Origin of the sequence: Streptomyces sp. NPDC058145, assembly GCF_042884245.1 — a bacterium.
Taxonomy (GTDB): domain Bacteria; phylum Actinomycetota; class Actinomycetes; order Streptomycetales; family Streptomycetaceae; genus Streptomyces.
Window position 1 is genome coordinate 1 of sequence record NZ_JBHVUH010000036.1, and the last position, 22,004, is coordinate 22,004.

Here is a 22,004-nt window from a genome sequence, read left to right on the forward strand (position 1 = left end):
AGGCCGCACTCCAAGCCTTCGACATCACCTTCGACGGCCGGCTCACCGCCGGACGACGCTGAAGAAAACCGACCGAGTTCCACCGTTCGCTACACAGACCCCGCCGCGGCGGAGCCGGCATGGGGGAGGGGTGGCAGGGCATCCGACGTGGTGAAGGGAGTGGGCTGACCGCACTTTCGGCGACGGCGGCGGGACTGATCGCCTTGTGATCCATAGGGGACGCGACCGGCCACGGAGCCCGTGTCGGGCTGCGTGGCCGGAATGCGCGTTCGCAGGTCACAGCTGCGGCTGTGGCATCCGTTGCCAGCTGAAGGGGCCGTACGTGGTGTCGGTGACGGGGTGGTTGGCGTTGGGGTCTGCGGTCAGTTTGAGCCACTCCAGCGGCGTGGTGCTGCCGTGGACGACGATGCGGTGGAAGTTCGGAACGTTGTAGTACGGGTGCTCATTCCACGCGTTGTTGCCCGGGTCGTGGGCGCACACGCCGGCGCCGGTGGCCGGGTCCGTCTCACCGGTGCACGGCGTCGTGGGGGACAGCGGGTTGTCCGAGCGGTACAGGTGCGAGTCGCCGTTGAGCATCAGCACCGGACGGCTGAACTCGGCGGTCTTCGCCGCTGTTTCGCTGATGATCGGCTCGTAGTTGGTCAGGTGGTCCTTGGTCTTGCCGTCGAGATCCCACATGTCGGCCTGCGCCGAGATGACCACCGCCTTGGCGTGGCGGGCCTGGGCATCGGCGAAGGCGGCATCGAGCCATCGGACATCGGCGGCGGTCCGGTTGGTCCGTTCGTCGGTCTGCGCCTGAGTCGTGGTCGGCACCTTGTACCAGGGGTCGGCGTCATTGTTCGAGCCGCCGGGCACGTTGATGGTCACGAAGACGATGTCGTTCTGTGCCCACATCACGTTCTCGGCATACTGGGCGTCGCCCGGGTGGCTCGGGTCGTAGGCGGTGGCCTGCGAGACCACGTTCAGTGCGCCGCTGCCCAGGGTGTGGCCGGGCCGCGCGAAGAAGTCCTGGCGGACCTTCGCGAGGTTGTCGAGTGGGTTGCCGCAGCGGTAGCTGACGCAGTCCGCGGGGTTGGTGGACACACCGCTCGTGCCGATGTAGTTGATCGACCCGGTGGCCGGGTCGTAGAAGCCACCGCCCTGGCCGGGTGAGGTGAGACTCGACGCCTTGTGGCAGTCGGCCCACTCGTTGTCGCCCGGCGTGTAGACGAGCGGTTTGGTGAAGCTCTGCCACGCGGACGCGATCGAGGCGTCGTAGTCCTCGGTGCAGAACTCCTTGCCCGAGTGGATGTCCCCCACCTGGATGACGTCCCTGACCGTGGGATCGCTGTTGATCGTGCCGATGAACGCCGGGGTCTTCTGGAACTGCGAGGTGTCGGCGGTCTGGCCCGCGGGCGCGTACGCCGACCTGCCGTACGGCGAGTCTCCGAACACGGCGAGCGTGAGGGGGTTGCCGGCCGCCGATGCGGTGGCGGCGGGCAGAACGGAAGTGGCAAGGCCGACGGCGACGAGCGTGATGAGCCCGCGCTTGCGCATGCGTCCCAACGTGCGTCCTCTCTAAGGTCCGGTCGAGGGGGGCGCTTAAGTGGACTAGGTCACAGCGAGCGCGGTATGGCATCGAGTGTGGCTTGGAGATGACGGCCAGTCGAACTTCCAGCGGTTCAACGCCCAGCAGACGCGCCAGCGGCGATCGAGGGGACGGGAGCTAGTCGAACAGGACCGTGGACCAGGGACCTGGACACAGCCTTCTACGTCGCACTGTTCCTGCGCGCTGCACAGCACTCGATCCGACGCGGCTGCCCCATTGTCTGCACCTGAGGCCCACCTTCGGTCCCACTGGTCTACCAGCGAAGATCACCCACCGTGCACGCGTCACGGAAAGCGAGCCAGAACCCAGTTCCGGCTCAAGGCCATCCTTGCCAACTGTCCTGAACTCGCCGCCGTGACCGGTCACGTTCGGTCGTTCACCCAAATGCTCACCGAGCGGCAGGGGGAACGACTCCCGCAGTGGCACGACGCCGTCCGCCAGGACGACCTTCCCAGCCTCCACACTCTCGCGGCCGGCATCGACCGAGACCGCGACGCCGTCATCGCCGGCCTGACCCTGCCTTGGAACTCCGGCGTCGTCGAAGGGCACGCAACAGGATCAAGATGCTCAAGCGCCAGATGTTCGGCCAAGCCGGTTTCAGCCTGCTACGCAAGCGCGTATTGCTGGCCACCTGATCAACCTGCCGGGGAGCTCGACCCCCACCGTGTCGAGCTGCAGCTTCGCTCCGTGCACGGGATCAAGTTGGCACGCCACGATCTGGCCGGCCCACCAATCCATCGCGCCATGGCAAGATCTTCCGAGGCCAGCGGCAGCAGACCGGGGAGTTGGCGTGCCGGGCCGCCTGGTCCAGCGTGCTCGCGGCCGGTCCGCTGGCCACCTTGCCTTCGTCGTTGACCCGCAGGCCGATGTGGACCAGGACCTCGTTGAGGTCGTCGCGGCGCCGCGAGAACACTGCGGGCTGCTGCGTGTAGCGCACGGGAGCCAACGCCTCGCTGATGAACCTGATCACGCAGTTCGACGCCTGGTCACGTGCCTGCCATATCAGCAGCGCACGGGCCAGCCGCTCGCGCTTGTTCGAGCCGTCGGCGTCCGCAACGCCTGTCTGGGCCAGTAGGTGACCGATCTCCCGGCCGCTCAAGCCGTCGTCGGTGGCGGCGAGTACGTCGGCAACTGCGGTGACCGTGGCGACAGACCACAGCGGGTACTTGGTGGAGGTGCCCATGGGCATGCCCTTTCTGGGCCTGCTCTGTGCGCAGGCCAGCCGTCCAGAATGACATGCGCACGCGCTGCGGCGCTCGGGAATTCACCAGCCTCGACGCACGTGCAGTGCTGCGCCGTGGCTCGCCCTACGTACCGGAGACGGTCGGCGAAGACCGCGCAGGAAGAGGGCGGAAAATTTTTTTTGCCGGTCTTGCTGCCGGCCGTCCCGGAAGGGTGAGGGGAGGGCAACGGGCCCGCTCCCGCCCGGTGAAGGGACTCGGCTGGTGAACGTGTACGTCCTGGTGGTGCTCGTGGTGGGGATGATGGTGGGGTGGTGTCTGCGGGCTGCGGGTGCCTCCCCGGCGGAGGCGTTCGGCGGGGCGGTCGCCGCCGTGCTGCTCGCCGACCACCTGCTGGAGCGCCCGTGAACACCCCCGTCAGCCCGGACCCGGTGCCCGGCCTGCTGGAGGACTACGAGTGGATTGCCGCGCCGGTGTCCGGCCTGGGCCGTACCTGCCCGGGCTGCCGGCCGGCAGCCCGGCGCCGCGGTCCGGATCCGCGCCGCTGGCTGGACGGCACTCCGCGCCCCGACACCGCCCAACTGGCCGCCGCGTGCGCGCCGTCCGGCTACGAGCAGCACACGGCCACCCTGATCCGGGCGGCCGGCCTGACGCTGCGGGCCCGCCTGCGCGCGCAGCAGCTCTTCCCCTACGGCCTGGGCCCCGTCCTGGGCGACCTCATGTTCCCCACCGACGGGGGAGGAGACCTGCTGCGCGCCCTGACCGACGTCGCCCAGAGCCTGTTCGCCCGCCGCCGGCCGCCTCGCGTCTACCCCGTCTGCCCGTGGGGGAGCCTGGACGGCACCGGATGCGGCCGCGACCCCTTCGGCCACCTGGTCCACGACCACTGCCGCACCCCCGTCGACCCCGTGCCCGCCTGGCGCTCGAAGTCCTGGGCCGTCTGGACCTGGCGCACCGCCCAGGCGCTGGACCGTCTGCCGCCCCACCTCGTGCACCACCGCCCGCAGCCGGTGCAGCAGGGCACGCTCCGGCATATCGGAGCGGGCAAGATCGGCCCCATCACGCTGCTGATCGGACGGGACGGACCCGCCCACCGCGCCCGCCGCTCCAGCACCGCGCTGCACGCCCTCCTGCGGCGTCTCAAGCCTGCCCACCTGGACTTCTTGACCGCCCTCGCCATGTTGTACCGCCACCTGGGAATGACACCCGCCAGCCCCCACGCCTGGGGCTGGCGCGGCTACGCCGCCCGTTCGCTGTTCACCGCGGCCCTCCAGGCCCGCAATGCCAGCGTCCACCGGGGCCCCGACGACGTCCTCGTCGAGCACTTGGGCCGCCACCTCGCCCCCGGCAGACGGCCCGAGCGCATCGCCCAGGGGCTGCTTCAGGACGGCTGGGACGACCAGGTGCACGGCAACGACGACCTCAAAGCCCGCCTGCGGGCCGCCATCCGCGCCGCCACCTCGGCGGACACCGAACTCTGGGAACGCACCACCCAGCGACAGCGCGTTCTCCCCCTGGACAACACCGATCTCCTGGCAAGCGGCGCGATTCCCGGCGAGGACATGCCCGACCGGGAGGAGGACGTGAACCGCGTCCTGGCCAAGCTCTCTCCGGCCGAGCACAAGGTCGCCGACTGCTACGCCGCCGGCCTTACCTGGAAGCAGGCGGCGCTGAAGGCCGGGCAGCCGGTATCGATGGGCGAGCGCGTACGCCGCAAACTCGACAGGCTCGGCAAGGAGTACCAGCGCCGTCGGCGGCCGGAGGCCGATCAGCGCTGAGGGTGAGCAGGCAGGCCGGGGTGAGGCCCCGGCCTGCCGACGGCGGCACGACAGCCAACGGGCTTCTCGTCGTACACCAGCCCCGCCTTGGCGTGGACGTGGCCGAAGGCATGGTCCATCGCCTCCGGGTACGTCGTGGTCTCGCCGCCGCCGGGGCGCTTGGCGTCCTGCGCGAGCTTGAGCAACTGCCAGACGGTCGGCACGATCACCGGGCCGCCGTAACCCGGCCGGTCGGTTCCGTGCGCGGCCAGGCCCCACGGGTCGTCCGAGTCGCGGAAGCGGGTGGCGAGCGGGACGTCGCCGTCGACGATGCGGGCGTGGAGGCCCATCCGGTCGCCGGTCTCCCGCACGGTCGAGGCGGTGGAGCGCAGGGAGTCGATGACGTCCGCGAGCTCCACCGGGGAGGCCGGCACCTCGGCGGCCCGGGCGAGCTGGCGCAGCCGCAGCTCGATCGCCGACAGCTCGGTGGCGAGTTCGTCCAGGGTGATGTGCCGACCCGCCATCAGGTGGGCGGTGTCGGTCTCGGCCCTGTTCTCCCGAAGCTACGGCGAAGTGACAAGTAGCTCAGCGTGCTCGCGCCGACCTGACCCTCCTCGACGCGCCGAGCCATGTCCACCTGACGTACCGGCTGGGCGTCCCGCTGGTCGCGGGGGTCTGGCGGCGCGGCGCGCGCGTGGTCTGACCCGCCCGGATGTTCGGCGACGCCCAGTCCTGACGGCGGCGATCCAGTACGAGTACGCGGGTTTCCGGACGTCGTACGACGGCGTCAGGAGGGGCGGGTCATTCCGCCCCCGCCCGCCACTGCTGAGCCGTGCCCCCGGTCAGCGGCTCCAGCGACAGCCCGCCGCCCCCGTCCGGAGTAACCGCCGTCTCGATGGCGATCGCCGGGCGGATGACCCCGTCGGCGTCGACCGTGAAGCGCAGGTTGTCGCCGTGGTCGCCGTCGGCCGAGTCGCAGTCCCAGATGCCTACGCCCTTGTCGACGGAACCGCGGCTGTCCAGGCAGAAGCCGGGGTCCGCGGACGACTGCACGACACCGCGGCCGGTGTCGACGCGCCAGCGCTGGGTGGGGGCGGCGGTGCAGGGGGCGGTGACGACGTCGGTGCCGTTGTCGAAGCCGCCGGACACCTCCAGGCACCGGCCCGAGGCGGCGTTCACGACCTGGGCGTACGTGCCGTTCGGGGCGTGGGCCGTGGGGGAGGGGGACGGGCGGGGACTGCGGCTCGGGGGCCGTGTCGTCGGGCTCGGGCTCCGCGTGGGAGACGGGGACCTAGAGGTCCGGGACGGCGACGGTGTCGCGGACACCGTCGCCGTGACCGTGACCGGCGGCGCGGTCGTGGGCGTGCCGCCGGCGCCCGCTGAGCGGTGGTCCGCGGAGCCGCCCGAGGGCAGCATGAGGATCGCCAGGGGGGCCAGGGCCACGCCGAAGGCCGCGGAGGCCAGCAGTAAGCGGCGGGACGGAGGGCGCCGCGACCCCGTGCCGCCGGCGACGACCCGAGGCTCGGGGTCTTGCCGGGTCGTGTACGCCGAACCGGACCAGGGCAGCAGGCCCTCCGCCAGGGCCGCGCGCGGGGTGTCCCGCAGGGTCGTCCGCTCCTCGTGTGCGGCCGTGCAATGCGGGCATTGCGCCATGTGCGCGTGCAGGTCGGCACTGTGGCGGGGGGCGTCCGCCCGCGTCGACTCCTCGATCAGGCGGCGGAAGTCCGCGCAGCGCGGGTCGTCGGAGGCGGCCAGGCGCGACCTGAGACAGGCCTGGGACATCGCCTGGAGGGCCTGCGTTGTGCCGTACACCACGTCCTGGGGGGCGAGGTCGAGGAAGGCGGCCGTGCGGCCCGCGGGCTCCTCGTCCACGACGGCGTACCAGAGCAGGCCCTGGGTGCGGGAGGGCAGGGCGTGGAACGCGGCCAGCAGGGGCGGCAGCGGGGCCCCCGGGGTGCCGGTGGTGTTCAGGACCAGCAGCAGGCCGGGGTCCAGGCCCGCGGAGCGGTCGTCGCGGGCCCAGGAGGCGGCCAGCCGGGCGGTCAGCAGCAGGAGGTGGTGGCGGAGCGGGACGCGGGGTTCCACACCGTGTGCCGTCTCGCGGGCCGCCGCCGTGAAGGTCTCGGCCACCAGCCGCCGGGCCGCCGACTCGCTCGCGGTGCATAGCCGGGCGTAGCCGAGGGCCGCCGGGCGGTGTCGTCGGTGGAGCTCCCGCAGCGCCTCGTAGGCGGTGGCGGTGTCGCCGCGCAGCAGTACGGTCAGCCGCGCGTCCGGCGCCTCGCCGTACGGCCCGCGGCCCGCGTCCCCGGCAGTGTCGCCGCCCTGAGCCATCCTCGCCCCTCCTCGCCCGCCGCCCATCCCCTGTCCTGACGTACCAGCCAGTTTGGGGTGCCCATGGTGGCGGAGGCGGCCCTTTCGGAAAAGAGAGTTACCTGAGGTAACTGAGCGGGGCTTCGGTAACCGGGAAGCGGACCTCCGAAAAGCGGAGCGGTCCGGCGTCGTGGGCCGGACCGCATCCGCTCGTGGAGGTCACCCGGAGAAGCCAAGAACCCGTGCGGAGACTCATTCCTCCACCGTCAGCCCCTTGCGCAACCGCACCAGCGTGCGCGACAGCAGCCGGGAGACGTGCATCTGGGAGATGCCGAGTTCCTCACGGCAACTGCCCGCACCCGCACCGGCCAGCAGCCTTGCTGCCGACGACGCCCCGCTGGGTCTGTACTCCGCCGCGCACCTGATCCAGAACTCCTACTCCGCCGGCCTGGCCCACGCCGATGCGCTGCGCCGCCTGACGGCGGCCGGCGAGGTCGATCCGGTCAGCCCCTGGACCCTGCTGCGCGGCGCCTCTGGAGAACTTCGCCACGGCTTGTGGCTCCTCGACGGCGCCGGGCGCAGCGAGCGCCGACGCCGCGCCCTGTCGCTGTGGGGTGAGGACATGCGCAACCGGCAGCAGCACCGGCCACCTCCCGTGTGGTGGCGGCCTGGCCGGTGCGCAGCGCCTGGCCGAGATCCGCGCCCTCGCCGACCAGCTCGGCCTGGCCCCGCTGACCGCATCCAGGAGCCACCAGATCCTTCTCACCGCCGCACCGGCCGCGGGTCTGACCGCCGTGAAGGTGGAACGGGTGCTGGGCACGGTGCTCGCGCGCTGAACGCGTCGAGGGCGCAGGGCCGCCGCTGGGGATGAGTGGGCATGGTGAACTCCACCGCGCACCCGGGCGCGGATCGGCGGCTGAGTGAAGGTCCACTCAGAGAGTGGAGACCACGGTGGAGCGCATCGGGTGGATTCCACTCCGGTGCACCGGTGTGGTGGGGGAGTGCAAGACATCCCGGCATCCGGGGCGCTGGTGCGGTGCATCGGACGCACCGGTTCGCGCGCCGACGATGCCGTGGTCTCTCGCCCACCGCACCGGTGCGCCGCACGATGCGATCACCTCCTGCCGGGCAGGATCCTCCCGGCCCAGACCGGCAGACCGGGGGAAATCCGGCGGGTAAAGGAGGTGAGTGAATGGCCCCTGCCGGTTACCCGGGTGGCCCAGGATTCCGGATTCCGATGAGGGAGAAGGGGCCATGACTCACAGTACGAGCGCCCGGGACGTGGTGGAGGCCATCAAGGATGTCGACTTCCCCGCCGGCAAGGACAAGCTGATCGAAGCGGCGAGCCGGTCGGGCGCCGCGCCGGATGTCGTCAAGGCGCTGCGCGGCATCCCGGCCGAGCAGTACGCCAATCGCGAGGAGGTGGCCCGGTCGGTCCGCGTGGACCCCGACTCCGACCTCGGGCTGAGCCCGGCACAGCGAGCCGAGCAGGCCCGGCAGGGCGGCAGGCCGGGACAGTCCCAGCATCTGCGCGAGGTGCCGAAACCGCCAGTCGAGGAGGAGCTGGACAGCTGACGGTCGCGCCCCTCAGCGGGCGTGCCGCCTCGCCGCCCGGTCGGCGTCGCCGCGGCGCCGAGCGGCCCGGCCGGAGCGAGCTCCTCCTCGACCTCCAGGCGGGGCAGCCTGCCGGCGAACCACGCGCGGCACCAGCGGTGGCGGCACGGCCCGCACGGACTGGACCAGCCGCAGCCAGGCGGGCGCGCACACGGCGGTGCGGCGCCGCCCCAGGCCGTCCACGATGCGAGCGGCGACCTTCTCGGCGTCGTACACCCTGCGGGCCCGACCACATGTCGTGCCCCCACTGCCCGCCCGTGATCCGGACAGGGCCGACACCGTCGCGGGCCCGGGACGGTGTGGCACCCGCCCGCCGTAGCTGTGTAGCCCCGCGACGGTTCGGCCGCAGGGGTGGCGGAAGGTGCTGACGGATGGAATCACCCAGCTGGCAGGTACGACGACGGGCTGGGCGCCCGCTGGGACGCCGAGGAACTCCGCGACGACCTCCAGCACTACGTAGCCGAACGGCTCGGCGAGCCCGACGGGATCCTCGTCCTCGACGACACCGGCTTCCTCAAGAAGGGCACCACCTCAGCCGGCGTGCAGCGCCCGTATTCCGGCAACGCCGGCCGCACCGAGAACTGCCAGATCGGCGTGTTTGCCGCCTACGCCACCACACGCGGACGTGCCTTGGTGGACAGCGAGTTGTATCTGCCCAAGTCATGGACGACGACCGCGACCGCCGCCGCGCCGCCCACATGTCATGCTGGCGCACGCCTTCCTGGGCGCAATGGCCGCCGACGCCGCAGCAAAAGGGGCAGCAAACACGGTTCCTGCCTCGCGCCCCTCACCGTGGCAGCAGTTCGAAGGCTCCTGGCAATGGTTACTCACCCCTCGCTGTTCACCGGTCCTTCATCAGCGCACGCACACTGAGATGGTCACACTGGCGCAGACGACGCCAAGCCGTCGCCCGCTGCCACTATCAGCGGCGGCTGCACACGATCGAGGGGCGACCCGGGAAAGAGAACACGGGCGGGCAACCAGCCCACTACACTCATCCAAACCGCCCCTGAACAGGTAAAACGTCAAAGTGCTGCTGGAGTACTAAGAACTCTCGAACCTGAGACAACATCAGCTGCCGTGCGTTAAAGCCGCACGACAGCGATTGCCCGTCAATTTCTCACTTCATGACAGCGGCCCACCCACCATGCCGTGCCGACGCGGAGGCTCGCGCGGTGACAGGTTTGTCGAGTTCGTACACGACGACGAGCTCGCTCATGTCTCCACGGTAAGCCGCCACGCGGCCGACTCGCCCGGAGTGGCCCCGGTGGCCGGTGCCTCACGCCGTTTACCATCGAGCGCGGAAGGCAAGGCATCCTCGGAATTCCCGCGTCATCATCCCCCCGTCGTCGATCGACCTGGCCGCTCAGGAGGATCTTTCTTCAGGCCGGTTAGAAGTGCCGAAAGGTAAAGGCCGTGAACGATTCGAATGACACGGACAGGATCCTTGAAAAGGTGGCGGAGAACGCGGGGAAACGCGGCCCGCAGCCGACTCGAAGCGCCTCGCGGCATGCCGCGGCCGGGTGGGAGACCGCCCGCGGCAACCTCTTCGCCGCCCCCGGCACCGTGTGCACCTTCCAGGCGCACCGCAACAACCACGATCCGGCGGCGCCGCGACCCGCCGGGCTTCCGCGTCCCGGGGCCCGTCCGCGCGCTCGCCTGCGCACTCCCGCCCGCCGCGCCGGGTCCACCTCCGTGCTCCGCGCCCGTCGGAGCCAGAAAGAGAATTCATGGTGCTGTCTGCCCTGCTAACAGCCGCCGACCCGCCACAACTCCTCCCCGCGCGTGAGCAGATGGCGTTCACACTGGGCTTCCACATCATCCTGGTGCCTTTCGGCCTCGCATTCACCTTCATGATGTTGGTCTGCCACTACCGGGCGCTGCGCCGCGGCGATCAGCAGGCGCTGGTCCTGGCGCAGCGATGGTCCAAGGTGGCCGCCGTGCTGTTCGCGGTGGGGGCCGTGTCCGGCACCGTGCTGACGTTCGAGCTGGGGCTCCTCTGGCCCGGGCTCATGGGCAAGTACGGGCCGGCCTTCGGGTTTCCGTTCGCCGTCGAGGGTCTCTTCTTCTTCCTCGAAGCAATCTTCGTGGCCATCTACATCTACGGCTGGAAGAGGCTGCCCCCGTGGCCGCACTTCTTCACCGGCGTCGTGGTCACCCTGGCGGGCGTCGGCGGAACGGCCTCCGTCATTGCGGCCAACAGTTGGATGAACCAGCCCGCCGGCATCGCGGTGCGGAACGGGCGTGTGGTGGGCGTGATCCCCTCCCAGGTCTTCTTCAACGGCGCGTTCTGGTGGGAGATGGTGCACATGCTCCTCGCGGCGTACATCGTCGCGGGGTTCATGGTCGCGGGCGTGTACGCGTGGGGCCTGCTCAAGGGGCGCCGGGACCACTACCACCGGCTGGGGTTCGCCGTGCCGTTCACGGTCGCCGCGATCGCCATGCCGCTGCAGCTCCTCGTCGGGGACACGATCGCCCGCCAGGTGTACGACAGGGAGCCGGCGAAGTTCTCCGCCATCGAACTCCTACCGACCACCGGTGATCACGTCCCGGAGACCCTCGGCGGCATCTTTGTCGACGGCAAGGTGCGCTACGGCATCCAGCTTCCTGAGGTGGCCTCGATCCTCGCCGGTTTCACCCCGTCCACCACGATCAAGGGCTTCGACGCGATCCCCGCAGCGGTACGCCCCACGGACTCGGTCGTCAGCATCGTGCATCTCGCCTTCGACGTCATGGTCGCAACCGCATCGCTCCTGCTCCTGCTGGCACTCTGGTTCGCCTGGCTGTGGTGGCGGCGGCGCGAGGTGCCGACCAACCGCTGGTTCCTGCGAAGCTCCGCGGTCTCCGGGCTGGTCGCGCTCGTCTCCCTGGAGAGCGGCTGGGTGGTGACCGAGGTCGGCCGCCAGCCCTGGACGGTCGTGGGACTCCTGCTGACGGAGAACGCCGTCGCCACGCAGGGGAACCTGTGGCCCCTGTTCGCCACGGTCCTCGTGATCTACGCGTGCGTGGCCGTCGGCGCCTTGTACGTCCTGCGCACCTTGCGCCGCCGCTGGTCGGAGGAGGGCGCGGAGGCCGCGGTGGTCCCGTACGGCCCCCGGGCGGCGCCGGCGACGAACGGGCACCCCCTCGGAGGAGATGACGCATGAGCGATTTCATCGCCGTGGTCCTGTTCATCGGGGTCATCGCCTACGCCCTCTTCGGTGGCGCCGACTACGGGGCCGGCTTCTGGGATCTGACAGCCGGCGGCGCCGCGCGGGGACGTCCCGTACGGGAGCTGATCAACGTCTCCATCAGCCCGGTGTGGGAAGCCAACCACACATGGCTGATCTTCTGCTTCGTCACGATCTGGACAGCCTTCCCCCAGGCATTCACCGCCATGACCACCACTCTGTACATCCCCCTGGGTCTGGCGGCGCTGGGGATCGTGGCCAGGGGCTCGGGCTTCGCCTTCCGGCACGCGCTGGCCCAAGGGCGGGGAGAGCTGATCAGCGGTGTCGCCTTCGCCTGTTCGTCGGTGCTGACCCCGTTCTTCTTCGGCACCGTCGCGGGCGGGATCGCCTCCGGTCGCGTCCCCTCGGCCGGGCACGGCGACGCGCTGTCCAGCTGGCTCAATCCGACCTCCGTTCTCGGCGGCGTCCTCGCGGTCACCGTCTGCGCCTACCTCGCCGCCGTGTTCCTCACCGGACAGGCCCAGCGCCGAGCGGACACCGCCCTGGAGAAGGCGTTCAGGCGCCGGGCCTTCGGGGCGGGCATCGGGGCGGGACTGGTGGCGCTCGTGGGCGTGTTCGTACTGCGTGCGGATTCCCCGCGCCTGTTCCACCAGCTGAGCACGGTGGGTGCACCGCTCCTGGTCGTCTCGGGCCTGTGCGGCCTGGCCGCGCTGCTCCTGCTGCGCAAGGGCAGCCCCCCTGTCGTGCGCACCCTGGCGGCCATCGCGATCACCACCGTCGTCGGGGGATGGGGAGTGGCTGAGTACCCGTACCTCCTGGGCACCCACCTGACGATCCAGCAGGCGGCGGCTCCGACGGCCACCTTGTGGGTGCTGATCGCGGTGTCCTTTGTCGCGGTTGTCCTGATCGTACCCTCGCTCCTTCTGCTGTACAGCCTGCAACTGCGACGCAAGCTCGGCTGACGAGGAACTGCCGCCACCGGAACACCGCGCGCGGCGTCGTCCCGGGGTCACGGTACGTCGCGGAGGCGGTGAGGTGGTGCGACAGGATCCGTCTCGACCTGCGCGGTCACCGCCACCCCTCGAGACGGCGCACATCGTCACCGCCGACGCCGACCCGGCGCACCACGGATCCCGGCCGTGGGAGGATTACCAGGGGTGGCCCCCGGATCCGGGCTACTCGTCACAGTCCTGCATGTCGACGCTTCCCAGTCGTTCCACGGCCTCACCCACCGGGCACTGCCACTGGTCGTCCTCGGCGCGGTCAGCGTGGTGGGCCTCGCCCTAATGACCCGGCGGTGCCACGTCGCGGCCAGGGGCGCGGGCACGCTGGCCGTCGCCGCGATCCCTGTGGGCCTGGGGCGCGGCCCAGTACCCGGCCACGCTGGTCGGCAGCCTCACCGTGGACCAGGCCGCCATGCTCTCCGCCTGCCTCATCGCCCTCGCTGGCGGCGCTGTGTTGCTGCCTGCGGCCCTATAGCCGATGTACGCGACCTTCCAGCAGGCACACACCGGGGAAGCGCCCCACACGCACGGCCGAACATTCCCTGACGATCCCGCCGGACGTGCCGTGGCATCCCTGGCGCAGCGGCTCAGCCGACTGTGGTGGCCAGTGCCTCCTCGGCTTGGCGGACGCGCCACTCCTCGATTCTTTCCTGTTGCCGCCGGGCTCGTTCGAGCAGCGTGTCGAGCCGGGCAGGGTCCAGGCGCTCGTCGGCGGCGCTGAGGCGGCGCAGGACCTGCCACCCGGCCGCCTTTCCCTCGACCCCCAGCCGTAGGGCCTCCAGATCCAGCATGGTGCCGAGCGGGGACGGGCGTAGCAGGTGGCCGTTGGGCTTCAGCCGTCCCAGCTTCTCGCCCGCCCAGCCCGCGCACACCTTGTAGCGGCGAACGGGAACGCCGAGATCCCCCATGATGTCCAGCAGCGCTGCCCGGTCCTGGGCGATCTCGGCTGCTACGGGCCCGATCGCGCGGCCGAGCGCGGACCCGCAGGCGGCGCGCGCCAGGCGGGTGGCGCGTTCGGTCCCGGCGGTGGCGCCGGCGAGGTGGTCGTTGAGATAGATGCCGAGCAGCCTCATGTCGACACCTGGTCCCGCTGGGCGGCTCTGGGTCGCGGTGGAATGCGGAAGGGTGTTCATCTGCGGCCTCCTTCGGTTTCCAGGGATTGGCTCGCCTGTGAGCGAGGGACAGACAGCGCGGAACCGACCGTGAACGGGGGTTCAATCCGGCCCGCGGGGGAGGTAGTAGGTCTGTCTGAGAAACGCGGCCATGTCCTGCAGGGCCTGCCCGTGTCCGTCTTTGAAGTATGCGTCGACATCGGTCCGGCGTCCCTCGGCCTCCGCCCAGGAGTCGAGGTGCACAGCGATGCGCAGGTGGTTGCGGTACAAGGCGCCGTGCCTACCGTCGAGAGCGGCTCGCGCACGCTGCTCGTCCCAGTCCTTCAGGTCGCCGATGTCGAAGGCGAGCGGTTCATCGTCGGTCTGCGGCACCGTTTCCCTCCTCGGGTCGGGTCTTCGCCGTCACGGGTACCGCGGTAGCTTCGCTGAATGTTCGAGTTGGCGAAGTCTGTGAGACTCTCCCGTGGCGGGTCATCGCTTTCCCCTGCTGACTGCCGACGAGCTCCGTGGTCACGTCGGACGCGCCGCATGGACGGTGGGTCCGCAGTACCTTGTCGGCATGGCGAGCAAACGGCGGCCGTACCGGCGCACCCTCGGGACGCCGACCAGCCTCGTCCTGTACCGGAACCCGGAGGGATGGCGGTAACCGTCCACTTCACGGGGCCGACGGGCGTGGCCGACGGCGTGCTCGCCGGTCCTCCGCCCTCGCGCGAGCCGGACATCGCGCAGGTGGCCCTGGTTCAGAAGGCCGAGGAACTCACCCACGACCGGCTCGCCGTCCTCTGGCACCCACCCGAGCAACCTGACTGGGGGACCGCCACGGTCACCGTCGCAGGGCCACTTCCACCGGCCTGAAATCGGCGCACCGATGCAGCAGCAACCTCTCCGTGCGCGTGCTGCTGTCGAAAGCCTGGCCGGTCATTCCTCCGAGCCTCGCGCACGCGCCTCTACCGCAACCCACCGGCGCGCAGAGCACGGCCTACGAGCCCAACCGCGCCGTGCGCAGGCCGACAGGTGTGTGATGAACTGCGGGGCCGTCATCTACTGGGTCCTGACGCGCCATGGTGGAGTGGCCCCTCCGGTACTGATGGCGTCCGGGCCCGAGCGCATCGACATGAGAGTTACGAGCAGTGCTTGTCCGGGGCCCGCGGCGCCGGCTGCGGGCGAGGAGCGGAACGGCCAGGAGGAACTCCAGCGGAAACTAGCCCCCTTGTGCTGCTGGACGGCCGCCCCTTGGGGGCGTTATCACGCTCGACCGGACCGCCCTGCTAGCAGGAGATGCGGCGCCCAGTCTGTGAAGCGGGGCCCGCACCGGCTCGGGGATCAGCGCGGGTCCCGCCTTGCTCATCATCGGCGTCCGGCGGGCGCGACAGGTGTCCGATCGTCGGGCATTCGACTACAGGCTGACGGTGGGCAAAACTGGCGGGGACTTCGGTCCCGCGCCACCCGCGCCGAGCACCAGCTCCGACACCGAGCGTCGAGGGTTGCGCAGCACGTCCCGCCAGCCGCACCGAGCCTCATTCCCCCGAGCCGACGGTGCGGACGCGGGCAACGGTGTCCCGCCGGGGCAGCGTGTAGGCGTAGAGCGTGTCTTCGTCCCCTCCGGCGCGCGGCCCCATCCCTGCTGTCGTACGGCTACGCGGTCGGTGTCTACAGCCGACACCTGCTCCAGCGGCCCGGCGAGCTCCTGCAACCAAGAATCCGGCCGCTGGGCGCCGCAAGGGTGCCGCGGTTCATCGGCGTGTCCCTCACGGCTTGAGGACGACCTTCTCGCAGTGGTCCTTCTTGTTCTTGAACAGGTCGTAGCCGGTCGGTGCCTCGGTCAGGGGCAGCCGGTGGGTGATGACCCGGGTGGGGTCGATCTTGCCCTGCTCGATCAGGCCCAGCAGCGGCTTCATGTACTTATGCACGTGGCACTGCCCGGTGCGCAGGGTCAGGGACCTGTTCATCCACGCGCCCGCCGGGAACTTGTCGATCAGCCCGCCGTAGACGCCGATGACCGACACCACGCCTCCGCTGCGGCAGGACAGGATGGCCTGACGCAGGGCGTGTGGCCGGTCGGTCTCGGAGCGGACCGCCTGCTTGGCGCGGTCGTAGAGGTGGACGTGGGAGGCACCGTGTGTGGCCTCCAGGCCGACCGCGTCGATGCACTTGTCGGGGCCCCGGCCACCGGTGAGTTCGAGCAGTGCCGACCGTACGTCGGTGTCCTCGAAGTTGATGGTGGTGTAGCCCTGGGCGGCGGCCATGTCGAGCCGGTAGGTCTCCTTGTCGATCGCGATGACCTTCTCCGCGCCTAGAACCCGGGCGCTGTCCATGGCGAACTGGCCGACCGGACCGGCGCCCCAGACGGCGACGACGTCACCCTTTTGGATGTCGCACATCTCGGCGCCCATGTACCCGGTCGGCAGGATGTCGGAAAGGAACAGCACCTGCTCGTCGGTGAGGTCCGACCCGATCTTCAGGACGTTGGCGTCGGCGAGCACCACGCGGGCGTACTCGGCCTGGCCGCCGGCGAAGCCGCCGGTGAGATGGGAGTAGCCGTAGATGCCGGCGGTGGGGTGGCCGAAGAACTTCTCCGAAATGCCGGCGTTGGGGTTGGTGTTCTCGCAGCACGAGTACAGCTCCGCGCGGCAGGACGCACAGGCGCCGCACGCGATGGGGAAGGGTACGACGACCCGGTCGCCCACGCGCAGTTTGTCGCTGACGCCGGGGCCGACCTCGACGACCTCTCCCATGAACTCGTGGCCCATGATGTCGCCCTTTTCCATGGTGGGGACGTAGCCGTCGAGCAGATGGAGGTCGGAGCCGCAGATTGCCGTCGAGGTGACCTTCACGATGGCGTCGCGGCTGTTCAGGATCGACGGTTCGGGGACGTCCTGCACCTCGACCGAGTTGCGTCCCGTCCAGCAGTTCGCCTTCATGCCAGGGCCTCCTTCAGTTCTTCCTCGGTCAGCGGTCGGGCCGGGTGCTGCGGGAACTCACCGCGGGCCTGCTTGCCGCCGGGCGCGCCCTCGGAGCGGACGACCTCGCCGATCTCCACGATCTGCTTGAAGCGGCGCAGGTCGTCGTCCAGCTGCTGGTGCGGTTCCTCGCCGAAGTAGCGCGCCGCGGCCTTGCTCACCGCCCCGCCGGGCAGGTCGTAGCGCAAGGTCACCCGGATCTCCGTGCCCCGGCCACCGGGGGCGGGCACGAAGCGCACCTCGCCGGAGTTGTCGATGTCGGCGCCGTCCACCGACCGCCAGGCGATCAGCTGACCGGGGACGTCCTGCGTGGTCTCGGCGTCCCACTCGACCGCCTTGCCGAACGGTGCGCTGGCCCGCCAGTGACTGGTGCGCGGACCGGTGACGCGCACCTCGTCCAGGTGCGCCATGAAGTCCGGCAGTCGCTTCAGATCCTTCCAGAGGGCGTAGACCTCGTCCGGGGATTGGATGACGGTGGTGGCCGCGGTCAGTTCCATGGGAGTGCTCCTGCGGGTGCGGGTCACGGCCGCGTAGACGTCCGTGGCCGTGATGGCGGTGACCGCGGCGGTCGCGGCAACGGTGCGGTTCAGGCCGCGACCGTTGTGGTTCCTCAGCGCCCGGGTCAGCATCGTCAGATCCATGAGGTCGCCGCCGACGCGGCCCCAGAGCCAGGCCGGATGCGGCCGCGCCAGCAGCCCGGTCGCCGCCGCCAGCTCGCGCACACCGACGGCGGTCGTGGCCGAGCGGTGCCGGAATGCGTCGTCCACGCCCAAGGCCCGGGCGAAGCCCGCCGGGGCGACGACCTGAGGCACGCCCAGGAGCGCACTGGCCCAGCCCAGGCCACGCACGAGCGGATCGTGTCGTAGGCGGGAGGTGGAGCGGGTGTCTGTCTTCATGAGTGCTCCCCACGTGCGGTGAGGTGAACGGAAGGCGGGCCACTTGAGTGAGAAGGTCAAGCGTGCATAGCGGATACCACGGGAGTTTCCGCGTGGCCCGCACTCAATCCTCCGATTGCGTACCGAACCGGCGCAGCCGTCCGGTCGCGGCGCGGACGTGGCGCAAGCCCTGGGCTAGAGGCAATACCGGTGATTTAGGTTGTTTTCCGGCTGGTCGAGGTGGCTCTGGTTGGCCCGGCCAGTCGGACCGTCGGGGGGTGTGGCCGTGGTGGGCTGTGGTGCTCGGTTCGTTTGAGGGCCCAGTTGGACATCTTGCGTTTGATCATGCGGGGGTTGGAGCGCAACCGCCGTGCGGGCAGCGGTCGCGGTGATCTCACGCAGGCTTTGGGTGATGGACCGGGCCAGTCGGGAGGGGGGAAAGCGCCGCCTGCCCGGTGACGTGGCGGCGGACGACGCAGCGCGTGGTGGACCAGCAGGAACGCGAAGATCTCCTGTTCGACGCCGCGGGGGTGCTGGGAACGCAGCACCAGCCCCGGGACGCCCTGGTGGTTCTTGATCTCGTCCAGGGTGTTCTCGATCTCCCACCGCTGGGCATAGAGGGCGGCAAGCTCCTCGGCCGGGGCCTGCCCGGGGCCGAGGATGGTGGTGATCAGCCGGTAGACGGTGCCGTCACCGCCGCGTGGGCCGAAGGTGTACTCGATCACCCGCACCCGCTCGGGGTCCGCGCGCCGGTAGTGGTCCCGCGCGGCGACGATCTGCGACAGGTGGGAGCCGTCGGCGAGGGTCTGAAGGACCGGCAGCACCACGGTGCTGCGGACTCGCCACAGCAGGTCCGCGCCGCCCGCCTTCGCCGCCCGCCACAGGTCGAGACCGCAAAAGCCCCGGTCGGCGAGCACGAGCATGCCCTTCGTCAGCGCGGGGAACAGCCGCTGGGCCAGAGCGGTCTCGTGGACCCCCAGTGGTCCGACCTCGGCCGCGAACACGGCATGGGTGCCGCACTCGGCCAGGGCCGCCACCCTCGCCTGCGGATACGCACTGCGGCCCTGCCCACGACTGGTACCGGGACGCCCGAAGAACTGAGCGTTCGCCGCGGTGTCCGGAACATCGAAGACCGTGCCGTCCACCGCGACCAGCCGCCACCGCCGATACCAGGCACCCTGCGTCCGCGCGACCGCCACCGGCCGGCACACCCGGGCGAACAGGGCCCGCAACGGCTCCGGCCCAAGCCGCAACCGGGCCCGCCCGATCGCCGCCGTCGTGGGCACCCGCCAGGCGGTCGCCCACCGGCCCTCGCGCTCCAGCCCCTGAACCAGAAGCCGGGCCACCTCTTTATAGCCCTGCCCGAAGAACAGACACATCGCCAGGACAAAGTAGACCACCACCCGTGCCGGCAGCAGCCGCGTCCGTTGCTCGACCCTGCCGCACCCGGCGACCACCTCATCGACCAGTTCTGGCGGAAACGCCCGCGTCAGCACCCCAACGCGATCCGATCCGAGAACCGACCAACCCCCGACGACTTCACCTGACCCGGCCTTGGCACAACCCATCCAACGACCAGACCCCAACAAAGTCGGTATTGCGATTAGGCCTAATGCCGGCGACTTAGGTTCTGTCCTGCCGGGTGATGGTGCAGCCCGCCGGCGTTGACGGCCCCGCCCACCACGGCCGATTCCGGCCCGACCTCGACCGGCTCGCTCTCCCCGGTGACCAGGGACAGATCCACGGCGGAACTGCCCTCCACCACCTCGCCGTCGGTGGCGACCTGCTCCCCGGGCCGCACGACGAAGACCTGCCCGACCCGCAGCTCCTCCAGCGGAATCAGTCGCTCGGCATCACCGTCGCGTACGGCCACCTCCTTGGCGGCGAGCCGGGCCAGCGCGCGCAGTGCCGCCCCCGTTCCGCGCCGGCCGCGCGCTTCCAGGAACCGGCCCGCCAGCACGAACAGCGGTACGCCGACGGCCGCTTCGAGGTAAATGTGCGCCACGCCATCCGAGGCCGAGGGGACGAGCGTGAACGGCATCCGCATCCCGGGATCACCGGCTCCCCCAAGGAAGAGCGCATACGCCGACCAGGAGAAGGAGGCTGCCACGCCCAGCGACACCAGCGTGTCCATGGTCGCCGTGGAGTGCCGCAGCCCTCGTACCGCCCGCAGGTGGAAGGGCCAGGCGCCCCATACGGCGACGGGCGCTGCGAGGGCGAAACACAGCCACTGCCAGTTACGGAACTGCAGGGCGGGCACCATCGACAGCACCAGGACCGGCAGCGCAAGCAGCGCGGTGACCAGCAGCCAGTGACGCTCCTGCCGCGGTTCCCCGAATGCCTCGTCGTGCTCACGCTGTTGCTTCTTGGGCGGCTCGGGCAGGGCAGCCGTGTAACCGGCCTTCTCGACCGTGGCGACGAGTTCTGCCGGGCTGACATGCGCCGGGTGACTGACCCGGGCGCGCCCGGTGGCCAGGTTGACGGTTGCAGTGACTCCGTCCAGCTTGCCGAGCTTCTTCTCCACGCGCTTCACGCAGGCCGCGCAGGTCATGCCGCTGACGGTCAGATCCGTCGTCACCAGGGCGGTCACCGGTTCGGCGCTCAACGGTCGCCTCCCTCGTGCATGTCCATGTCCCCATCTCCCGTGTCTCCGCTCCCACCGGTACCGCTGGGCCTGTCGTGCCCTGTGGTGCCGGTGCCGTGCATGCCGGGCGCGACTGGACCTGCGGCGGACCCGACGGCGTACGACATCGCGAACATCAGGGCAAGGAGCAGGAGGAAGCCACAGAGTGCGGGCGGGGGTGTCATCTTCCGCAGGGCCGAGCTAGCGCCCGCGGGGAAGGATTGCCGGGACTCGTCCATCAACCGCGTCTCCAGGTCACGTCGTACGGCATCGCTCAGATCGCGTCGCACCGATTCAGTGGTCGGACCGGCCGCGGGCCGAGTTCCGGAGCATGTGTGTGGCGTGCGTCATACGCGGGACGGCGTCTCGTACACATTGGGATGGCAACCGGACGGCCTGCCCTGCCGCGGGAAGCGTCGGCAGGGCAAGCCGCATTGCCGAGTTACTCGCTCCGAGATCCGGTGGAGCGGCCCCGCACGATGGCGAAAGCCGCCGCGGCCAGACCCAGGACACCCACGATCAGGCCGGCGACACCGAGCCCGCGGGCCGTCGAGTCACTGCTGGACGCGGTGGTCTTGGAGCTGTCCGAGCTCTTCGGCGTCGCCGAGGAGGCCGTTGAGGCGCCGCTGCCGTCGTCCTCCGCGCCCTTCGCCGTGAGCTTGAGGACCGGCGCCGGGTTCTCCGGCTCCTCCCCGCCCTGTTCGGCCTCCTCGATCCAGCGCACGGTCTTGCCGTCGGAGTACGTCTGGAGTGTCTTGAAGGTCAACTGGTCCGTGTCGTCCGGCAGCTGCCCGAACGCGACGTCGAAGTCCTCGTACTGGCCGGGGGCGATCTTCCCGCCCGTCCAGGTGATCTCGGAGACCGCGTCGGTGATGGTGCCGTCGTCCGTCTTGACCGGCGTCTTCAGCTTCGTGTTGGTGACCTTGGCCGTCCAGCCGTCCTGCGGGGAGACGAGCACGCCGAGGACGGGGTGGTCGGTGGGCAGGAAGACCTGGACCTTGGTGGTGCTCGCGCCGTCCTCCTCGTTGGGGACGCGGAAGGACAGCACGCCGTCCGTGGCGCCCTTGGCGTAGCTCTCCGGGTGGACGGTGACGTGCGCGGAGGCGACGCCCGCGGCGGCGAGGACGCTGGCTGCGGTGAGAGCGGTGACGGCCGCGGCGCGGCGCAGAGTGGTGGTGCGTGTCGTGGACATGGGTGAGCGGATCTCCGTACCTGAGGAGGGATGTCGGGGTCGGATGGCGTACGACATCCCCGTCGGCGGTCCGCGCCGGTGCACGGCGTACCGTAGCCGCAGCCGCAGCCGCAGCCGCAGCCGCATCCGCCTCAACGACCACGACTCGTCCACAGGCCGCCGTGTGAGACCTGCCGCGGCAGGTACGCCACGCGCTCCTCCGGCTACCTGCCACCAGGTGGCAAGGCCCTGCACGAGCGCGATCGCCCAGCGCAGCAGCGACCACAGCGCGGCCTCACCGCGTCGCAGCCACCAGGTCAGGACGGCAGCGGCCACGAGATGGACGGCGGTGGCGTGGGGTGTCAGCGCGTGTGCGTGGCTCATCTGATTCCTTTCGTGGATACCCCCGCCTTTAGGTGGGGAGGAAACGAAACTCCTGCGGAGCAGGGCAAGGAGCGGGGTTTCGCCCCCGGGGCGAAAAACCGTGCCCCGACCGGCAGGTTTGATCTTTACCTGTAGTCCCGCTAGTTTGTGAGCATGCCCCCTCATGTGAAGCGGGCGTTCAAGTACCGCTTCTATCCGACCGATGCGCAGGCAGCAGAGCTGTCGCGCACGTTCGGCTGCGTGCGGAAGGTCTAC

At 70.4% G+C, this 22,004-nt stretch carries 18 protein-coding genes and 3 pseudogenes; 9 read left to right on the forward strand and 12 right to left on the reverse strand.

Features of this window, described 5'->3' with window-relative positions; all coding sequences use genetic code 11:
• Positions 1–276: 276 nt before the first annotated feature.
• Together ACFVVO_RS38200 and ACFVVO_RS38205 are read right to left on the reverse strand one after the other, a co-directional pair.
• A complete protein-coding gene (locus ACFVVO_RS38200; protein WP_390061412.1) occupies positions 277–1,536 on the reverse strand; it encodes a hypothetical protein in 1,260 nt (419 codons plus the stop codon).
• 749 nt (positions 1,537–2,285) lie between these two features.
• The gene (locus ACFVVO_RS38205) at positions 2,286–2,771 is read right to left on the reverse strand and encodes a hypothetical protein (RefSeq protein ID WP_390061413.1); all 486 of its coding nucleotides are present in this window, start codon (positions 2,769–2,771) and stop codon (positions 2,286–2,288) included.
• 262 nt (positions 2,772–3,033) lie between these two features.
• Here ACFVVO_RS38205 and ACFVVO_RS38210 point away from each other — a divergent pair, with 262 nt between their 5' ends.
• Complete coding sequence (locus ACFVVO_RS38210; RefSeq protein ID WP_390061414.1) at positions 3,034–3,177, forward strand: hypothetical protein; 144 nt, start codon at positions 3,034–3,036, stop codon at positions 3,175–3,177.
• Positions 3,174–4,547 (forward strand): hypothetical protein, encoded by a 1,374-nt coding sequence (locus ACFVVO_RS38215; protein WP_390061416.1) that lies wholly within the window; start codon positions 3,174–3,176, stop codon positions 4,545–4,547. Before ACFVVO_RS38210 ends, ACFVVO_RS38215 begins: the two co-directional genes overlap by 4 nt.
• On the opposite strand, the gene ACFVVO_RS38220 is transcribed toward ACFVVO_RS38215, so the two are convergent.
• From ACFVVO_RS38220 to ACFVVO_RS38230, 3 genes and pseudogenes are all read right to left on the reverse strand, one after another.
• Positions 4,538–5,050 carry a hypothetical protein gene (locus ACFVVO_RS38220; protein ID WP_390061418.1) on the reverse strand — a complete coding sequence of 171 codons (513 nt, stop codon included), beginning with the start codon at positions 5,048–5,050 and terminating at the stop codon, positions 4,538–4,540. The two genes, ACFVVO_RS38215 and ACFVVO_RS38220, sit on opposite strands and share 10 nt — an antisense overlap.
• Positions 5,051–5,327: 277 nt before the next feature.
• On the reverse strand, positions 5,328–6,857 hold the full coding sequence (locus ACFVVO_RS38225) for a ricin-type beta-trefoil lectin domain protein (protein WP_390061419.1): 1,530 nt from the start codon (positions 6,855–6,857) through the stop codon (positions 5,328–5,330).
• Positions 6,858–7,088: 231 nt separating this feature from the next.
• Positions 7,089–7,181, reverse strand: a pseudogene (locus ACFVVO_RS38230) (sigma factor-like helix-turn-helix DNA-binding protein); the annotation flags it as partial.
• A 269-nt stretch (positions 7,182–7,450) separates the two neighbouring features.
• On the opposite strand from ACFVVO_RS38230, the gene ACFVVO_RS38235 reads away from it, so the two are divergent.
• The 5 genes and pseudogenes from ACFVVO_RS38235 to ACFVVO_RS38255 all read left to right on the forward strand — a co-directional run bounded on the left by ACFVVO_RS38235 (position 7,451) and on the right by ACFVVO_RS38255 (position 12,582).
• Positions 7,451–7,672, forward strand: coding sequence for a hypothetical protein (locus ACFVVO_RS38235; RefSeq protein WP_390061421.1), 222 nt, complete (start codon positions 7,451–7,453; stop codon positions 7,670–7,672).
• 418 nt (positions 7,673–8,090) lie between these two features.
• Positions 8,091–8,411, forward strand: coding sequence for a DUF2795 domain-containing protein (locus ACFVVO_RS38240; protein WP_390061423.1), 321 nt, complete (start codon positions 8,091–8,093; stop codon positions 8,409–8,411).
• A gap of 456 nt (positions 8,412–8,867) precedes the next feature.
• Positions 8,868–9,173, forward strand: a pseudogene (locus tag ACFVVO_RS38245) (transposase); the annotation flags it as partial.
• A gap of 1,007 nt (positions 9,174–10,180) precedes the next feature.
• The gene (locus ACFVVO_RS38250) at positions 10,181–11,596 is read left to right on the forward strand and encodes a cytochrome ubiquinol oxidase subunit I (protein ID WP_390061425.1); all 1,416 of its coding nucleotides are present in this window, start codon (positions 10,181–10,183) and stop codon (positions 11,594–11,596) included.
• A complete protein-coding gene (locus ACFVVO_RS38255) occupies positions 11,593–12,582 on the forward strand; it encodes a cytochrome d ubiquinol oxidase subunit II (RefSeq protein WP_390061426.1) in 990 nt (329 codons plus the stop codon). The genes ACFVVO_RS38250 and ACFVVO_RS38255 overlap by 4 nt, the downstream gene beginning before the upstream one ends.
• A 629-nt stretch (positions 12,583–13,211) precedes the next feature.
• Here ACFVVO_RS38255 and ACFVVO_RS38260 read toward each other — a convergent pair.
• Together ACFVVO_RS38260 and ACFVVO_RS38265 are read right to left on the reverse strand one after the other, a co-directional pair.
• Positions 13,212–13,757, reverse strand: a complete 546-nt coding sequence (locus tag ACFVVO_RS38260; RefSeq protein WP_390061428.1) for a hypothetical protein — start codon at positions 13,755–13,757, stop codon at positions 13,212–13,214.
• 81 nt (positions 13,758–13,838) lie between these two features.
• Positions 13,839–14,108: a hypothetical protein gene (locus ACFVVO_RS38265; RefSeq protein ID WP_390061429.1), complete on the reverse strand. Its 270-nt coding sequence runs from the start codon at positions 14,106–14,108 to the stop codon at positions 13,839–13,841.
• A 264-nt stretch (positions 14,109–14,372) separates the two neighbouring features.
• Here ACFVVO_RS38265 and ACFVVO_RS38270 point away from each other — a divergent pair, with 264 nt between their 5' ends.
• Complete coding sequence (locus ACFVVO_RS38270; protein ID WP_390061430.1) at positions 14,373–14,591, forward strand: hypothetical protein; 219 nt, start codon at positions 14,373–14,375, stop codon at positions 14,589–14,591.
• Positions 14,592–15,484: 893 nt separating this feature from the next.
• Here the strand turns inward: ACFVVO_RS38270 and ACFVVO_RS38275 are convergent.
• The 5 genes and pseudogenes from ACFVVO_RS38275 to ACFVVO_RS38295 all read right to left on the reverse strand — a co-directional run bounded on the left by ACFVVO_RS38275 (position 15,485) and on the right by ACFVVO_RS38295 (position 21,386).
• Positions 15,485–16,657 carry a zinc-dependent alcohol dehydrogenase gene (locus ACFVVO_RS38275; RefSeq protein WP_390061432.1) on the reverse strand — a complete coding sequence of 391 codons (1,173 nt, stop codon included), beginning with the start codon at positions 16,655–16,657 and terminating at the stop codon, positions 15,485–15,487.
• Positions 16,654–17,592 carry an SRPBCC family protein gene (locus ACFVVO_RS38280; protein ID WP_390061434.1) on the reverse strand — a complete coding sequence of 313 codons (939 nt, stop codon included), beginning with the start codon at positions 17,590–17,592 and terminating at the stop codon, positions 16,654–16,656. Before ACFVVO_RS38280 ends, ACFVVO_RS38275 begins: the two co-directional genes overlap by 4 nt.
• A gap of 194 nt (positions 17,593–17,786) precedes the next feature.
• Positions 17,787–19,067: an IS4 family transposase gene (locus ACFVVO_RS38285; RefSeq protein ID WP_390061436.1), complete on the reverse strand. Its 1,281-nt coding sequence runs from the start codon at positions 19,065–19,067 to the stop codon at positions 17,787–17,789.
• A 155-nt stretch (positions 19,068–19,222) separates the two neighbouring features.
• Positions 19,223–20,176 (reverse strand): annotated as a pseudogene (locus tag ACFVVO_RS38290) (cation transporter); the annotation flags it as partial.
• Between the two features lie 460 nt (positions 20,177–20,636).
• Positions 20,637–21,386, reverse strand: a complete 750-nt coding sequence (locus ACFVVO_RS38295) for a YcnI family protein (RefSeq protein WP_390061437.1) — start codon at positions 21,384–21,386, stop codon at positions 20,637–20,639.
• 516 nt (positions 21,387–21,902) lie between these two features.
• Between ACFVVO_RS38295 and ACFVVO_RS38300 the strand changes: the two genes are divergently transcribed.
• Positions 21,903–22,004 (forward strand): helix-turn-helix domain-containing protein (locus tag ACFVVO_RS38300; RefSeq protein ID WP_390061438.1); only part of this gene is annotated, 102 nt, incomplete at its 3' end.

Coding starts and splice junctions, on each gene's coding strand:
- ACFVVO_RS38250 (WP_390061425.1), top strand. CDS start 10,181: ATGGTGCTGTCTGCCCTGCTAACAGCCGCCGACCCGCCACAACTCCTC.
- ACFVVO_RS38275 (WP_390061432.1), bottom strand. CDS start 16,657: ATGAAGGCGAACTGCTGGACGGGACGCAACTCGGTCGAGGTGCAGGAC.
- ACFVVO_RS38280 (WP_390061434.1), bottom strand. CDS start 17,592: ATGAAGACAGACACCCGCTCCACCTCCCGCCTACGACACGATCCGCTC.
- ACFVVO_RS38205 (WP_390061413.1), bottom strand. CDS start 2,771: ATGGGCACCTCCACCAAGTACCCGCTGTGGTCTGTCGCCACGGTCACC.
- ACFVVO_RS38220 (WP_390061418.1), bottom strand. CDS start 5,050: ATGGCGGGTCGGCACATCACCCTGGACGAACTCGCCACCGAGCTGTCG.
- ACFVVO_RS38255 (WP_390061426.1), top strand. CDS start 11,593: ATGAGCGATTTCATCGCCGTGGTCCTGTTCATCGGGGTCATCGCCTAC.
- ACFVVO_RS38270 (WP_390061430.1), top strand. CDS start 14,373: ATGGCGGTAACCGTCCACTTCACGGGGCCGACGGGCGTGGCCGACGGC.
- ACFVVO_RS38260 (WP_390061428.1), bottom strand. CDS start 13,757: ATGAACACCCTTCCGCATTCCACCGCGACCCAGAGCCGCCCAGCGGGA.
- ACFVVO_RS38240 (WP_390061423.1), top strand. CDS start 8,091: ATGACTCACAGTACGAGCGCCCGGGACGTGGTGGAGGCCATCAAGGAT.
- ACFVVO_RS38200 (WP_390061412.1), bottom strand. CDS start 1,536: ATGCGCAAGCGCGGGCTCATCACGCTCGTCGCCGTCGGCCTTGCCACT.
- ACFVVO_RS38225 (WP_390061419.1), bottom strand. CDS start 6,857: ATGGCTCAGGGCGGCGACACTGCCGGGGACGCGGGCCGCGGGCCGTAC.
- ACFVVO_RS38295 (WP_390061437.1), bottom strand. CDS start 21,386: ATGTCCACGACACGCACCACCACTCTGCGCCGCGCCGCGGCCGTCACC.